Source organism: Rhizobium sp. BK529 (assembly GCF_014194105.1).
Taxonomy (GTDB): domain Bacteria; phylum Pseudomonadota; class Alphaproteobacteria; order Rhizobiales; family Rhizobiaceae; genus Rhizobium.
On record NZ_JACIAU010000004.1, the window covers coordinates 477,067 to 492,183 of the forward strand.

The window sequence follows — 15,117 nt, forward strand, 5'->3', positions numbered from 1 at the left end:
GCTGTGCAACAAAAACCTGCTAGCCTACGTTGATGTGCCAGCGTTAACGGAAAGAGTCCGGCGCCCTTCAATTGGCGTCGTCTTTGCCGGATAGAGAAAGGTGGCGCCCTTCATGTTCTACCAGCTTTATGAATTGAACCATGCAGCGCTGGCTCCCTTCCGCGCTGCAGCAGATATTATGCGTTTTGCCTATGCCAATCCGCTGAACCCCTTTTCGCAAACCCCGATGGGGCGCACCATTTCGGCCGGTCTCGAAATGTTCGAGCGCACCACGCGCCGTTATGGCAAGCCGGAATTCGGGCTCGACGAAACCCTCGTCGACGGCAGGAAGGTCGTTGTGCGCGAGGAAGTGGTTTGGGCGCGTTCCTTCTGCAATCTCCTGCACTTTTCCCGCGATGTCCCAGCCGGTCACAGTGGTGATCCGCGCATTCTCATAGTAGCACCCATGTCCGGCCACTACGCGACCTTGCTGCGCGGCACCGTCGAGGCACTGCTGCCGAGCGCTGACATTTACATCACCGACTGGTTGGACGCGCGCATGGTGCCGATGACCGAAGGCACCTTCGACCTCTCGGATTACATCGATTACGTCGTCGAGATGCTGCATTTCCTCGGCCATGACACGCATGTTATCGCCGTCTGTCAGCCCTCCGTGCCGGTGTTGGCCGCTGCCGCCATCATGGAAGAGGCCAAGGATCCGCTTGCGCCGTCGTCCATGACCCTGATGGGCGGTCCGATCGACACCCGCATCAATCCGACGGCAGTCAACAAGCTTGCCAAGGAGCGGCCGCTCGAGTGGTTTGCCGATAATGTCATCATGAATGTCCCCTGGCCGCAGCCGGGTTTCATGCGGCCTGTCTATCCAGGCTTCCTGCAGCTTTCCGGCTTCATGTCGATGAACCTTGACCGGCACCTGATCGCCCACAAGGAATTCTTCATGCATCTCGTGAAGAACGATGGCGAGCCCGAAAAGCACCGTGATTTTTACGACGAATATCTCGCCGTCATGGACCTGACTGCGGAATTTTATCTGCAGACCGTTGAACAGGTCTTCATGAAGCATGCGCTGCCGAAGGGTGAACTTATGCATCGCGGCAAGCGCGTCGACCCTTCGGCGATCCACAACGTCGCCTTGCTGACGGTCGAGGGCGAGAACGACGATATCTCGGGCGTCGGTCAGACACAGGCTGCACAGACCATCTGCGTAAATATCCCTAACGAGATGCGCATGCATTACCTGCAGCCGGATGTCGGCCACTACGGCGTCTTCAACGGTTCCCGCTTCCGCCGCGAGATTGCGCCTCGTATCGTCTCCTTCACGCGACAGCATTCCCGCGCGAAGAAGCCGCCGGTCCAGCGTGTCATCAAGGGCGGCAAATCAGCCTGAATTAGGAAACGCTGATTTAATGCTGCCAACTCAAGACCTTGTCCGATTTAACCTGAAATCGTCTTGAAGGCCGGTTCACCGGTAACCATCTGCTTTTTCAGCACTCGGCATCGTGTCGGGTGCTGAACGCGAGGATACCGCACGATGAACCAGTCAGCATTGCTTCGCCCGGATTGGACTCCGGCTACCGTTGCCCTGATGATCCTCGGCTTCATGGTTTTCTGGCCTCTGGGGCTGGCCATGCTTGCCTATATCATCTTCGGCGAGCGGCTGCGTGGCTTCAAGCGTGACGTCAACCAGGCGACGGATGGCTTCTTTGCAGGCTGCCGCCGTTCGCATGGCCGTCACCGCCCGCATTTCTCGACGGGCAACGTCGCCTTCGACGATTGGCGCAAGGCCGAGCTCGATCGCATCGAGGAGGAACGCCGCAAGCTCGATGAAATGCGTCAGGAATTCGATGCCTACCTGCGCGAGCTTCGCCGCGCCAAGGATCAGGAAGAATTCGACCGCTTCATGCGCGAGCGCAAGAACGGCAGACGCGACGACAATGGTCCGGTCGCCGAATACCAGACGCCGTAAGGCAAACACAGAAAGTCTACGGCCGGCATCGCTTCCGATGCCGGTTTTTCTTTGCCCGGATTTCCTCCGAATCGTATAGAAAACTCCTATGTTTCCGCTCCCGAAGATCCGTCGTACGACGAAAAAACCGGCTCCGCCCGAAAAGCGGACGCTGGATGTCGCCGGCCGTCTGATGCCCCTCACGATCAAGCAGCATGACCGGGCAACCCGGATCACACTGCGTATCGAGCCAGGCGGCCGGGCGTTGAAGATGACGGTGCCGAAGGGGCTTGCCGCTCGAGAAGTCAATGCTTTCCTGGACAGGCACCAAGGCTGGCTGCTGACCAAACTTGCGAAATTTTCCACCGATACGGGTCTGTACGATGGCGGCGACATTCTCTTTCGGGGCGTCAAACATCGTATTCAGCACACCGGTAGTCTACGTGGGCTGACCGAGGCCGTCATGATGGACGGTAAAGCAGTACTTCGCGTCAGCGGCATGCCGGAACATATCGGCAGGCGCATCGCCGCCTTCCTAAAAAAAGAAGCGCGCGCCGATCTCGAGAAATTGTCACGCTTGCATGCCGGTTCCATCAAGGCGCCGATACGCTCGATTTCGATGAAGGATACCCGCAGCCGCTGGGGCTCCTGCTCCTCGGAAGGAAACCTGAGTTTCTCGTGGCGCATCGTTATGGCGCCGCCTTCCGTGATCGATTATCTCGCTGCCCATGAGGTCGCGCATCTCAAGGAAATGAACCACGGCCCGCACTTCTGGGCGCTCTGCAAGAAACTTTGCCCGCATATGGAAGAGGCGAAGTCCTGGCTGAAGCGTCATGGCAGCCAATTGCACGCCATAGACTTCGATTAAGTGGACCCGCTAAATGCGGCCGGCATTTGCAAATTGGCTCGACTCTTCGCGCATTTCATGTCACTCCGCTGCCATGAGACCAGATATCAAGATCTGCGGTTTGAAGACGCCTGAGGCCATCGAACGCGCACTGAAGCGCGGCGCGACGCATCTCGGCTTCAATTTTTTCGAAAAGAGCCCGCGCTACGTCGAGCCCGATATTGCCGGCAAACTTGCCGAGCCGGCGCGCGGCAAGGCTAAGATAGTCGCTGTCGTGGTCGATCCGACCAATGATGATCTCGACGAAATCGTTGCGCTTTTGCGTCCCGATATGCTGCAGCTTCACGGCAGCGAGAGTCCCGAGCGCGTGCTGTCCATTAAGGCAGTCTACGGCATCCCCGTTATCAAGGCATTGGCGGTTCGTAGCGCCGACGACCTGAAGCGTGTCGAGGCCTATATAGGCATCGCAGATCGTTTCCTTTTCGATGCCAAGCCGCCGAAAGGGTCCGAACTGCCGGGCGGTAACGGCGTTTCCTTTGATTGGAGCCTGCTCACCTGGCTTGACGGAAGCGTTGACTACATGCTTTCCGGCGGGCTCAACAAGACAAATGTCGGCCAGGCGCTGGCAATCTCCAAGGCGCCGGGTGTCGATACCGCCTCCGGTGTCGAAAGTGCGCCGGGCGTGAAGAGCCCAGAGATGATCGATGAGTTTTTCGATGCGGTTGAACAGGCATGCATGCCTGAAACGACCTCAGGGAGTTGAAAGTGAACAAGACGCCTAAACCGAATTCCTTCCGCGCCGGCCCGGACGAAGACGGCCGCTTCGGCATTTACGGGGGCCGCTTCGTGGCCGAAACCCTGATGCCCTTGATCCTCGATCTGCAGGAAGAGTGGAACAAAGCGAAAGACGATCCGGAATTCCAGGCGGAACTGAAGCATCTCGGCACCCACTATATCGGCCGCCCGAGCCCGCTTTATTATGCTGAGCGCCTGACCCAGCATCTCGGTGGTGCCAAGATCTACTTCAAGCGTGAAGAGCTGAACCATACCGGTTCGCACAAGATCAACAATTGCATCGGTCAGATCCTGCTCGCCAAGCGCATGGGCAAGACGCGTATCATCGCCGAGACCGGTGCCGGACAGCATGGCGTGGCTTCCGCCACCGTCGCCGCCCGCTTCGGCCTACCCTGTGTCGTCTACATGGGCGCCACCGACGTCGAGCGTCAGGCACCGAATGTGTTCCGCATGAAGCTGCTTGGTGCCGAGGTAAAGCCGGTGACTGCCGGCAGCGGCACGCTGAAGGACGCTATGAACGAGGCTCTGCGAGATTGGGTCACCAACGTCGACAGTACCTACTATCTGATCGGCACCGCTGCCGGCCCGCACCCCTATCCGGAAATGGTGCGCGATTTCCAGGCCGTTATCGGCATGGAGGCCAAGCAGCAGATGCTCGAGGCCGAAGGCCGCCTGCCAGATCTCGTTATTGCTGCAGTTGGCGGTGGTTCGAATGCGATCGGCATCTTCCATCCCTTCCTCGATGACAAGGACGTCAAGATCGTCGGCGTTGAGGCCGGCGGCAAGGGCTTGCAGGGCGATGAGCACTGCGCTTCGATCACCGCTGGCTCGCCCGGTGTTCTGCACGGCAACCGCACCTATCTGTTGCAGGACAATGACGGGCAGATCAAGGAAGGCCATTCGATCTCGGCTGGCCTCGATTATCCCGGCATCGGCCCGGAACATTCATGGCTGAACGATATCGGTCGTGCCGAATATGTACCGATCATGGATCATGAAGCGCTCGAAGCCTTCCAAACGCTGACGCGCCTCGAAGGTATCATCCCGGCGCTCGAGCCTTCGCACGCGCTTGCCGAAGTCATCAAGCGCGCGCCCAAGATGGGCAAGGACGAGATCATCTTGATGAACCTCTCCGGCCGCGGCGACAAGGACATCTTCACCGTCGGCAAGATCCTGGGAATGGGTGAGTAAAGAAACATGACCGCACGTATGGATAAACGCTTCGCCGATCTGAAGGCGGAAGGTCGCCCGGCACTCGTAACCTATTTCATGGGCGGCGATCCCGATTACGAGACCTCGCTCGGCATCATGAAGGCGCTGCCGGAGGCTGGCTCCGATATTATCGAACTCGGAATGCCCTTTTCCGACCCCATGGCTGACGGCCCGGCAATCCAGCTCGCCGGCCAGCGCGCGCTGAAGGGCGGCCAGACGCTGAAGAAGACGCTGCAGCTTGCCGCCGACTTCCGCAAGACCAACTACACGACGCCGATCGTCATGATGGGCTACTACAATCCTATCTACATCTACGGCGTCGAGAAGTTTCTCGATGATGCGCTGATTTCCGGCATCGATGGGTTGATCGTCGTCGACCTTCCGCCGGAAATGGATGACGAACTCTGCATTCCTGCGTTGAAGAAGGGCATCAATTTCATTCGCCTTGCAACGCCGACGACGGATGAAAAGCGCCTGCCGACGGTTCTGAAGAATACGTCCGGCTTTGTTTATTACGTCTCGATGACCGGCATTACCGGTTCCGCCCTGCCTGACACATCGCTGGTCGCGGGCGCCGTCAAGCGCATCAAGGAGCATACCGACTTGCCGGTTTGTGTCGGCTTCGGCGTCAAGACGGCAGAGCATGCGAAAGTCATCGGGGCCTCAGCCGACGGTGTGGTTGTCGGTACCGCGATCGTCAATCAGGTAGCCAATACCCTCACAGCGGATGGAAAGGCGACGGCTGATACGGTTCAGGCCGTGGCGACGCTGGTTCGCGGTCTTTCCACAGGAACGCGTTCGGCGCGCCTTGTTGCTGCCGAATAGTTTCCCCACATTGGCACGAGTCAATAGGAGTATTCGAGTTGAACTGGATCACTAACTACGTTCGCCCGCGGATTAATTCCATGCTGGGTCGTCGCGAAGTGCCGGAGAACCTCTGGATCAAGTGCCCGGAAACGGGCGAGATGGTCTTCCACAAGGACCTGGAAAGCAACAAGTGGGTCATTCCCGCCTCCGGCTATCACATGAAGATGCCGGCAAAGGCGCGTCTTGCCGACCTGTTCGACAATGGCGAATACGAGGCCTTGCCGCAGCCGAAAGTCGCTCAAGATCCGCTGAAGTTCCGTGATTCCAAGAAATATATCGACCGTCTGCGCGACAGCCGCCTCAAGACCGAGCAGGAGGATACGATTCTCGCTGGTCTTGGCAACGTACAGGGTCTGAAGCTCGTCGCGGTCGTGCATGAATTCAACTTCATTGGCGGCTCGCTCGGCATGGCCGCCGGCGAAGCGATCATCAAAGCCTTCGAACGCGCGATCGCCGAAAAGTGCCCGCTCGTCATGTTCCCGGCTTCGGGCGGCGCGCGCATGCAGGAAGGCATCATGTCGCTGATGCAGCTTCCGCGCACGACGGTTGCCGTCGACATGCTGAAGGAAGCCGGCCAACCCTATATCGTGGTTCTGACCAACCCGACCACGGGTGGCGTGACCGCATCCTACGCCATGCTTGGTGATATTCATTTGGCCGAACCGGGCGCCGAAATCGGTTTTGCCGGCAAGCGCGTCATCGAACAGACGCTGCGTGAAAAGCTCCCCGAGGGCTTCCAGACCTCGGAATATCTGCTGGAACACGGTGTGGTCGACATGGTCGTCAAGCGTCACGACATTCCCGAGACGCTGGCGCGTCTCCTGAAGATCCTGACCAAGAAGCCGGTTTCGGCTGCAAATGATGCCAATGGGGTGATTGCTCTGGCGGCGAGCGCCTGAGCAGCAGACCTCACAAGATAGGGCGAGGCCGATTACAGACAGAGGCCAGATCGCGGCGAGTGAGGCAGCACAGGAGATCGAAAAGCTCATGGGGCTGTATCCCAAGGGCTACGATCTTTCGTTGGACCGCATCAGGCGCCTGATGGAGGCACTCGGCAATCCCGAGCGCCTCCTTCCTCCCGTAATTCACATCGCTGGCACCAACGGCAAGGGTTCGACATCGGCCTTTTGCCGCGCACTGCTGGAGGCTGGCGGCTACAGTGTTCATGTCCATACGTCCCCGCATCTCGTAAACTGGCACGAGCGCTACCGTCTGGGTGTCGCTGGCGGGCGTGGCCAACTGGTTGACGACGGCGTCTTTGCCGAAGCTTTAAGACGAGTGGTAAAGGCCAATGGTGGTGAGAAGATCACCGTCTTCGAAATCCTGACGGCCGTGACGTTCATTCTGTTTTCCGAACATCCCGCCGATGTGGCGATCATCGAAGTCGGTCTCGGCGGTCGTTTCGATGCGACGAACGTCATCGAGGATCCTGCTGTTTCGGTCATCCTGCCGATTTCACTGGATCATCAGCCCCATCTCGGTGATCGCGTGGAGCTGATTGCTGCGGAAAAGGCCGGCATTATGAAGCGCGGCCATTCCGTCGTCATCGGGCATCAGGAGTATGATGCGGCGCTCGACGTACTGATGTCGACCGCCGAGCGGCTGAACTGCCCGAGCGCTGCCTTCGGCCAGGATTTCATGGCGCATGAAGAATACGGCCGGCTGATCTATCAGGATGAATTCGGTCTCGCGGATCTGCCGTTGCCGCGCCTCCCCGGCCGTCATCAATATGCCAACGCTGCTGCCGCCATCCGTGCCGTCAAGGCTGCTGGCTTCACCGTCACCGAGCCGATGATGGAAAAAGCGATGGGGACGGTGGAATGGCCAGGCCGTCTGCAGAAGCTGACGAAGGGCAGGCTGTTGAGCCATGCACCCGCAAAATCAGAAATCTGGGTCGATGGCGGCCACAATCCAGGGGCCGGTGAAGTGATCGCCGAAGCCATGGCGAATTTCGAAGAGCGTCAACCCCGCCCGCTGTTCCTGATCTCGGGCATGATCAACACCAAGGATCCGGTCGGCTATTTCAAGGCTTTCGCCGGATTGGTGGAAAAGGTCTATTCCGTGCCGATTCGCGGCAGCGAAGCGGCAATCGATCCGGTCATTCTTGCCAACACCGCTTACGATGCCGGCCTCGTAGCAGAACCCATGTCATCCGTGACCGACGCTCTGGATGCAATCGCCTCGGCCGTTGACCCGGCGGCCCCACCGCCCCGCATTCTGATCGGTGGCTCGCTGTATCTCGTCGGCGATGTGCTGGCGGAAAACGGGACACCCCCCAAATGAAAAGCCCGGCATTTGCCGGGCTTTCGCATCCAACTGTCGAGATGTTTAGGCTGCGCTGGAAATCCAGCTGGAAAGCGCCGTCTTCGGCTTTGCGCCGATGGAGATGTCGGCAACTTCGCCGCCCTTGAAGATTGCGAGCGTCGGAATGGAGCGAACGCCGAACTGGGCCGCCAGTTCCGGGTTTTCATCGATGTTGAGCTTGGCAACCTTGACTTTGCCGGCCATTTCCGTGGCGATTTCCTCGAGGCTCGGAGCAATCATTTTGCACGGACCGCACCATTCGGCCCAGAAATCGACGACGACGGGTTCTGCGGATTCCAGAACCTCCGACCGGAAATTGTTGATATCGACCTTAACGGTAGCCATAGGCTGCTCCTTTACCGGGATTTGCTGTTGGACAAGATGTGAGGGTGCGGTGCCGGAATTTCAATGTCCGATATTTCACTTTGTGTTGAGTCCCGCAAGTGCAGATGCCAGGGCCTGCTCACTGAGCGTATGGATGGTGGCATTTTCCGTATAAACCAGCATGCAATCAATCCGTTTGGCCGGATAAAGCGGCTTCAGGATTTCCCGATAGATCGCAAGCTGCGCCTTGTGGGCAAAGGGGATCTTCTCTTCGGACACAGGCGGTACGCGGTTCGTCTTATAGTCCATGATAACGACGCTGTCGGTCAACACGGCAAGCCGGTCGATCCGGCCGGAAACTGCATATTTACGGCCTTCCAGCGTCAAGGTTCCCATGATCGAAATCTCGGCCTGCGCATGGATACTGAAGACAGTCTGGAGCCTTTCGTCCCGCAAAAGCTTCACAACCGAATCGATCAAAGCCTGTCGCTCAGCGGCTGGCCAGAACCGTGCGGCGCGTTCGGCATAACGCTTCGCCGCCTCGGCCCGCTCCTCCGCTGGCATGTCCGGCAGGGCCTGCAGCATCCTGTGAAGGAAACGGCCCTTTTCCAGAGAGCGATCGCTGCCTGCCTGGTCGCCGAAGAGCGGCGAGACGACCAGCAGATCGTCAGCCTCATCATCGATGATCGTGCCGGCGCCGGAAGGACTGAGCGGCCGCGGCAATTGTTTCTGTGGTGGCAGTGGCTGGAACAGAACCGGCGGGACCGTTTCGACGGTTGCCTGTTCCTGGCTGCGATCCATCCGCTCGAAGCTGCGCTCAACCTGTGGCACGCGCCAGCGGACGCCTTCCCATTCTCCATCAGGACCTGAGAAGCTCGCTTTCTGGACGTGCGGATGGTCCCCGCTGAGCGCGGTGGAAATCATCATGTGCCAGGTATCGTTGTTCAGCCGCACGCCGCGATAACCGCAGACGATCAGCCGGTCGGCGGCGCGCGTCATCGCGACATAGAGCAGGCGCCGATATTCCTCTTCAGCAAGAAGCTGGATACGGGCCGCATCGCTCAGCGTAAGCGAGTTGCCGAGATCGCTGACCGGTATCCAGACCGGTATCGGCGGTTCGTCCGGTCCGGCATCGATAAGCCTGAGCTTTGGTAGATGCGTGTGAGTAAAGGCCTTGGAGCCGCCGTCAACGAGGAAGACGATCGGCGCTTCGAGACCCTTAGAGGCGTGCACCGTCATGATGCGCACCTCGTTTCTTCCTTTGTCCTGCTCGCGCTTCACTTCCGGAGCTTCGAGTTCCAGCGTCGATATGAAGGACTGCAGGCCGGGAAGCGCTGACGTCTCGTAATCGAGCGCAAAGGTCAGGAATTCGTCGAGGATATCGCTGACTTCGGTGCCGAGCCGCGCCAGGAATTGCCGCCGCCCGCCATGGCTGCCGAGAACGCGTGCATAGAAGTCATGCACCGAAAGGCTTCGGGACTGGGCGAGAAAAAGCTCCATCCGCGTGACGGCTGATTGGAACCGTTCATTACCGTCGGCGGCATATTTGCGGAGATGCTGCCAGACACTTTCATTGTCGCCGCGCAATGCGGCAACTCCAAAAATATCTTCTTCCGCGAGATCGAAGAGCGGGCTCTTGAGGACGGCGGCAAGCGAGAGATCATCTTCCGGTAGGAGCAGAAAACGGCCGAGCGCCATTAAGTCCTGTACCGCGATATGGCTGGTAAGCACCAATCTGTCGGCGCCGGCCACCGGAATGTCGCCGCGCCGTTTCAGCTCGCGCGTCAGCGCATTGACGAATGCATCGCGTTTGCGCACCAGCACGAGGATATCGCCGGCCTCGATGAAGCGCTCCTTGCCCTTCTCGATAATCGTTTCGCGGCCAACGAGGTTGCCAATCGTATGGGCGATGCGCCGTGCCAGGATAGCGGCCGGGGCGCTTTCGGGCGTGGCGTCAAACGGAGCGGTCCAGTCCTCGTCCTTAATGACGACATCGGGCACGACCATGTCCCAGAGATCGACGGCGCCCGGGTGGCCGATACGGCTCGAACGATGGACGACCGGTTCCATGCCGAGACCCCGGGCGTTATCCGGCGGGGTGAAGATATGATCGACGGCGTGGAGAACGTCGGATGTTGAGCGGAAGGAGAGCGGCAGGCGGACAGTCGAGAAGTCACGGCCGCTGTTCTGTACCCGGCGCTGCGTTCGCTCCTTCTCCTCGGAAAACCGTTCAGGCCGTGCTCCCTGGAAGGAATAGATCGACTGCTTTTCGTCGCCGACAGCAAACAACGTGCGAACCACGGGCCGTGCACTGTCGCCGGAGAAGAAATCCTCCGCCAGAGACTGGATGACGCTCCACTGGATGGGGCTGGTATCCTGGGCCTCGTCGACAAGAATATGGTCGATGCCTTGGTCTAACTTGTAGTGAATCCACGGGCCGACGCCGCTCTTGGTGAGCAGGTCGGCGGTGCGGGTGATCAGGTCTTCGAAGTCGAGATGGCTGCGTTGCTTCTTCAATTCCTCGTAATCACGGTTCAAGCGATCCGCGAGTACGAGAGCGGCGTGGGTTGCCGTGTACATCCGCATCATCTTCAGCTTATCGCGGCAGTTGACGATATGCGCGCGTGCGGAGGCGATCATGTCGGCAAGCTGCGGCGCTTCAGCGAGCATTGCCTTGACGAAGAATTGCCCGTCCGTCTTCGGTTCGCCCTTCGCGGTCAGGAAAACCTTCTCCAGAATTTGCGAGCGGGCAGTGGCGTCGCTTTCTCGCGCCGCCCGCCTCAGCCCTTCAGCAACGTCCTGCGCCTTCGCTCCGCCCTTTCCCGTGGCGAGCGACAGGTAGAGTTCCAGCGCCGCGCCGGTGAGGCTGGGCAGAGGCCAATATTGCTCGATTAATCCCTCTTCCGTATCATCAGGCGCTATTCTGAGCTTCCGCCGCAGCCATTGGTCGACGTTGCCATGCTGCTCGGCTGCGAGCGTGAAGCGGCGGATCGCATTGCGGTTGGCAACGATCTCGGCGAGCAGGTTTTCGAGCCCCGATTCATCGCCGAGATTGAGCACATAAGCGAAGGCATCAGCAAGATCGCGATCCTTCTCCGGTGCCGTTGCCGTCAGCAGGGAGCGGCGTGCATCGGCGAGCAGCGTCGCGGCCGCTCGATCGTCGAGAACCGAGAAATGGCCGGCGACATTTGCTTCCAGCGGAAACTGGTGCAGCAGAGCTTCGCAGAAGGCGTGAATCGTCTGGATTTTCAGTCCGCCCGGTGTTTCCAGCGCCTTGGCAAATAGGCGTCGTGCTTCCGCAAGCTTTAAGGAATCCGGCTCATGACCTTCAATCTGGGTAATGCGCTCGGCAAGTTCCTCGTCCGGAAGAACCGCCCATTCAGCCAGCCGCTCGAAAACGCGATTCGACATCTCGGAAGCGGCAGCCTTGGTATAAGTGAGGCAAAGGATCGCGGAAGGCCGCGCCCCAGCGAGCAACAGCCGGATGACTCGCTGCGTCAGGACATGCGTCTTGCCTGAGCCAGCATTGGCCGAAACCCAGGCGGAACGTGCGGGGTCGGAGGCAATCGCCTGCTGGATCGTTGTCCAGCTGATCCAGGTGCCGGGATCATCGGCTCCCGGGAGCGCGGTCGGATCAATCATCGCCGCCTCCTTCCGGGTCAGCTGTCGCCCATTCCGCAACGCGGGCGAGATGGTCGTAGTCACCACCAAAATCGAATTGTTGGGCGGGAATTAGCCGTGAGGTAAAGCCCTTTTCGCCCGACTGCAGCAGGGTAACGAATTTCACCAGTTGATCGATCGATTCCTCGGCGAGTTGGATGGCTGACTTTGCCTTGTCGCTATTCGCTTCCTCATTGTTGACCTTGTCGACCAGAAAACGTGTGCCCGGCCGCAGGCGAACATAAAGAAGATCATTGGGAACAAGGCTGCCTGCATCGCGGAAGGCACCGGCCTGAAGTGCCGCCGCCTCAAGGGCAAGTTGCGGGTCGAGCAACGCGCGGGCCTGTGTCGGTGAGGGGTTATAGCCGGTCTTGTAATCAATGATATCGGCGCTATCAGGTCCTTTGATATCGATGCGGTCGGCCACCCCTGTGAGCCGGATATCAATCCCATCAAGCTCAACTCCGCCTCTTACTTCCGTCAGCCGCTTCTGGACATCGGGCTGACGCCCGGCTTCCCACTTGAGGAAGGCACGTGCGACTTCGCGGAAGCGTGGCCGCCAGACGGCGTCGATATGCGGCGGCAGCTTTTCCATGTCGAAGAGCTCGGTCAGAATGACTTCCATCGCCTCTGCCGCTTGCGTCGTTCCGGCGATATGACCCTCGCGGACAAAGCGGTCGATGATCTTATGGTAGAGTATGCCGCGTTCTGCCGGGCCAGGATCGCGATTGAAGGCGTCGACAGGGTCAAGCCGCAGCACACGCCGCGCATAGATCGCATAGGGGTCGCGGCGCAGCCGGCCGACTTCACTGAAGGAATAGGATTTCGGCTGCAACTCTAGCGGCGGTCTGGGCGAGGGCCTTTGCGCCGGTTTCTGGCTATCGCCATGATCGATCTGGCCCGCCCAATGGACGAAACGTGCGCCACGCTCGCGCAATTGCGCTTCGAAACGCTCCCCGCCGAGAGCAAGGAGCCGCTGCAGCCATCGAGAGGCGACGGTCGGTGTCGAGCCTTGACGTAACGCACGTGAATAGATGAGGTGGCGCGTGCCGTTCGCCATCTCGAAATCATGCGCCAGCTGGCCAATACGCCGCTCCGGCGGCTCCAGCCCGATCTCCGTTTTCATCATGCGGGAGATGAAGGGGTTGTTGGCGGTCTGCCCCGGCCATGACCCCTCGTTGAGGCTGCCGAGGATCAGCGTGTCGACATTCTGCAGGCGGGCTTCCAGAGTACCGAAGATAAAGAGACGCGGGTGGCTGAGTGCGCCGGGTTTGACGGCATGTCCGGCCGATAGCGCCTGCATGATATCGATCCATTGCGGCCCATCCGCTTCCATCTGGCCGTCGGTATCGATAATTTCGGCGAGCAGGCCTGCCAGGGCATCGCCCGCCTCGCTGGACCAGAGGCTCGCCAGATTGCCTTGTTCATCGGCGGCGACACTTTCCAGCGCGCGCCCCGTTCGTTCGGCCCATTGTGAGAGCGTGATGCCTTTCGTCTGGCCATCGTAACCGTCTCGCCGCGCCAGCGCCGATGCGACTGGCTCCAGGGCGTGTTGGACCTGCCGGGCAAGTTGTCGAGCCATATCGATTGCCGCTGAGGGAAGCGATTTGCGCCAGACCGGCGCATGCCTGTCGAGCGCTTGTTCCGCAAGCTGGTGGTCGAGCAACGGTTCGAGCGATCCGATATTCACTTCCGCCACACCGCCGCGCAGCGCCAGAACCTCCAGCGCCTCCACGGCGGCGGTCAGAAAGTCTCGCTCCAGCCTGAAGCGGGCAAGTGGATGTTTGAGCAGCGAAACGATGGCAACGGGATCGCCGGGGCGTAGCGTCGCCTCCAGCAGTAATTGCAGCAACGTGCCCTGCGGCGTTGCCGAAAGTGGCGTACCAGCCGAGTCGTCGGCCAGAATGCCGAAACGAGAGAGCTCCGCCATAACCCGGCGCGCAAGATTGCGATCTGGCGTGATGAGCGCAGCCCGGCTTTCGCCCTCCTGGCCCGGCCGCTCGAGCGCAAGCCGCAGGGCAACGGCAATCGCTGTCGCTTCCTCGCGTTCATTGGCCGCTTCGATCATTGAAACATCCGCGAATGCGCTGGTGACCGCTCCCTCGGGCAGATCCCTTTTCCAAGCGCCCCATCCGCTCGTTGCTTCCGACGGCGTGAGCGCGCGGGAGAGCACCTCGGCACGGAACCGGAGGTCAGAATCCGGCTCTTCGATCGGCTGCACATCCTCGCGGGTGAGTTTCAGGCGCTTCAGCAGCACAGCAAGTCCATATTGGGGATGTGTGCGGCTTGCCGGGTTCGCTCGCTGGCCCGGCAGAAGATCGGGGGCGACCAGGCGCCAATGTTCCTCCGGCATGGAAAGATCAAGGCCAGGCAACACGATCACGCCCTCGCGCAGATCTGCCACGGCACGGATAAGGTCGGCAGTGGCAGGAAGGGAGCCGGTCGAACCGGCAATGATGATCGGTCCCGCAGGCTTCACGGTTGAGAGCCGGCCGGCTTCGGCACGCAGGATGGCATTACGATGGCGCGCCGGCGAGGAACGACCGAGCTCGACAAGGCGATCAGGCCAGAAGGCGCTGGCGATCTGAAGAAATTCGGCCGTCAGCTGCCACCAGGCTGCATAATCGCCGGTATCGAGCTTTGCGAGCTCGTTCCATGCAAGGTCCTCGGTTTCGATGGAATCGATCAGTTCCGCCAGATTGCGGGCAAGCCAGATGGCATCGGCCGGGCTCGCGGGGGCGACGAGCGGTGACTCCGAATGGATATGCCGAACGATCTCAGGCAGCTTGTTGCGCCAGGCGAGGATCAGCCGCGCCAGTTCCAGAAGCCGTGCGGTATTGGAAAGCGGCTGGGCAAGATCGATCGTTGCGGGCAGCGCCTCGTCGAAATAGCCGCTATCGTCATCCGTCTCGCCAAGCGGGCGAATGATCGGCAGGATTGCCGATCGGCCCCCGAGCAGATCGACGAATTCCGAGCGCAGGACACGCACTGCGCGTCGCGTCGGCAAATAGATTGTCACCTTGGCAAGTGACAACGGATCGGAAGGGTCATGCCGGAAGAGCGGCGTGAGGCGACCATCGCAAAGCGATGCCGCCAGCGTTCTCAGGAAAGGAACGCCAGACGGGATCGTGAGAATGCGTGGCTGGTGCCTTCCCGCCATCCG

Annotated in this window: 11 protein-coding genes; 8 read left to right on the top strand and 3 right to left on the bottom strand. The window is 59.9% G+C overall.

Going from position 1 to position 15,117, the window contains the following annotated elements; all coding sequences use genetic code 11:
• The first annotated feature begins 112 nt into the window (after nt 1–112).
• The 8 genes from FHX08_RS25055 (at nt 113) to FHX08_RS25090 (ending at nt 7,949) form a co-directional block, all read left to right on the top strand.
• Nucleotides 113–1,387, top strand: a complete 1,275-nt coding sequence (locus FHX08_RS25055) for a polyhydroxyalkanoate depolymerase (RefSeq protein ID WP_132656311.1) — start codon at nt 113–115, stop codon at nt 1,385–1,387.
• Between the two features lie 144 nt (nt 1,388–1,531).
• Entirely contained in the window at nt 1,532–1,966 is a 435-nt protein-coding gene (locus FHX08_RS25060; RefSeq protein WP_132656186.1) for a DUF2852 domain-containing protein, read from the top strand.
• A gap of 88 nt (nt 1,967–2,054) precedes the next feature.
• Complete coding sequence (locus FHX08_RS25065) at nt 2,055–2,813, top strand: M48 family metallopeptidase (RefSeq protein WP_132656188.1); 759 nt, start codon at nt 2,055–2,057, stop codon at nt 2,811–2,813.
• Nucleotides 2,814–2,886: 73 nt separating this feature from the next.
• On the top strand, nt 2,887–3,555 hold the full coding sequence (locus tag FHX08_RS25070) for a phosphoribosylanthranilate isomerase (RefSeq protein ID WP_132656198.1): 669 nt from the start codon (nt 2,887–2,889) through the stop codon (nt 3,553–3,555).
• A 2-nt stretch (nt 3,556–3,557) separates the two neighbouring features.
• A complete protein-coding gene (gene trpB / locus FHX08_RS25075; protein WP_184327730.1) occupies nt 3,558–4,778 on the top strand; it encodes a tryptophan synthase subunit beta in 1,221 nt (406 codons plus the stop codon).
• A 6-nt stretch (nt 4,779–4,784) separates the two neighbouring features.
• The gene (gene trpA / locus FHX08_RS25080) at nt 4,785–5,624 is read left to right on the top strand and encodes a tryptophan synthase subunit alpha (RefSeq protein WP_132656202.1); all 840 of its coding nucleotides are present in this window, start codon (nt 4,785–4,787) and stop codon (nt 5,622–5,624) included.
• 38 nt (nt 5,625–5,662) lie between these two features.
• Nucleotides 5,663–6,565: an acetyl-CoA carboxylase, carboxyltransferase subunit beta gene (gene accD / locus FHX08_RS25085; protein ID WP_132656204.1), complete on the top strand. Its 903-nt coding sequence runs from the start codon at nt 5,663–5,665 to the stop codon at nt 6,563–6,565.
• Between the two features lie 31 nt (nt 6,566–6,596).
• Nucleotides 6,597–7,949, top strand: a complete 1,353-nt coding sequence (locus tag FHX08_RS25090) for a bifunctional folylpolyglutamate synthase/dihydrofolate synthase (protein ID WP_184327748.1) — start codon at nt 6,597–6,599, stop codon at nt 7,947–7,949.
• Nucleotides 7,950–7,994: 45 nt separating this feature from the next.
• Here the strand turns inward: FHX08_RS25090 and trxA are convergent, their stop codons facing one another.
• The 3 genes from trxA to addB all read right to left on the bottom strand — a co-directional run bounded on the left by trxA (nt 7,995) and on the right by addB (nt 15,114).
• Nucleotides 7,995–8,315 carry a thioredoxin gene (gene trxA / locus FHX08_RS25095; protein WP_132656208.1) on the bottom strand — a complete coding sequence of 107 codons (321 nt, stop codon included), beginning with the start codon at nt 8,313–8,315 and terminating at the stop codon, nt 7,995–7,997.
• 75 nt (nt 8,316–8,390) lie between these two features.
• A complete protein-coding gene (gene addA, locus FHX08_RS25100) occupies nt 8,391–11,936 on the bottom strand; it encodes a double-strand break repair helicase AddA (protein ID WP_184327731.1) in 3,546 nt (1,181 codons plus the stop codon).
• The gene (addB, locus tag FHX08_RS25105; protein WP_132656212.1) at nt 11,929–15,114 is read right to left on the bottom strand and encodes a double-strand break repair protein AddB; all 3,186 of its coding nucleotides are present in this window, start codon (nt 15,112–15,114) and stop codon (nt 11,929–11,931) included. The genes addA and addB overlap by 8 nt, the downstream gene beginning before the upstream one ends.
• Nucleotides 15,115–15,117 lie beyond the last annotated feature (3 nt).

Coding starts and splice junctions, on each gene's coding strand:
- FHX08_RS25055 (WP_132656311.1), top strand. CDS start 113: ATGTTCTACCAGCTTTATGAATTGAACCATGCAGCGCTGGCTCCCTTC.
- FHX08_RS25060 (WP_132656186.1), top strand. CDS start 1,532: ATGAACCAGTCAGCATTGCTTCGCCCGGATTGGACTCCGGCTACCGTT.
- FHX08_RS25065 (WP_132656188.1), top strand. CDS start 2,055: ATGTTTCCGCTCCCGAAGATCCGTCGTACGACGAAAAAACCGGCTCCG.
- FHX08_RS25070 (WP_132656198.1), top strand. CDS start 2,887: ATGAGACCAGATATCAAGATCTGCGGTTTGAAGACGCCTGAGGCCATC.
- trpA (WP_132656202.1), top strand. CDS start 4,785: ATGACCGCACGTATGGATAAACGCTTCGCCGATCTGAAGGCGGAAGGT.
- trxA (WP_132656208.1), bottom strand. CDS start 8,315: ATGGCTACCGTTAAGGTCGATATCAACAATTTCCGGTCGGAGGTTCTG.
- addA (WP_184327731.1), bottom strand. CDS start 11,936: ATGATTGATCCGACCGCGCTCCCGGGAGCCGATGATCCCGGCACCTGG.
- addB (WP_132656212.1), bottom strand. CDS start 15,114: ATGGCGGGAAGGCACCAGCCACGCATTCTCACGATCCCGTCTGGCGTT.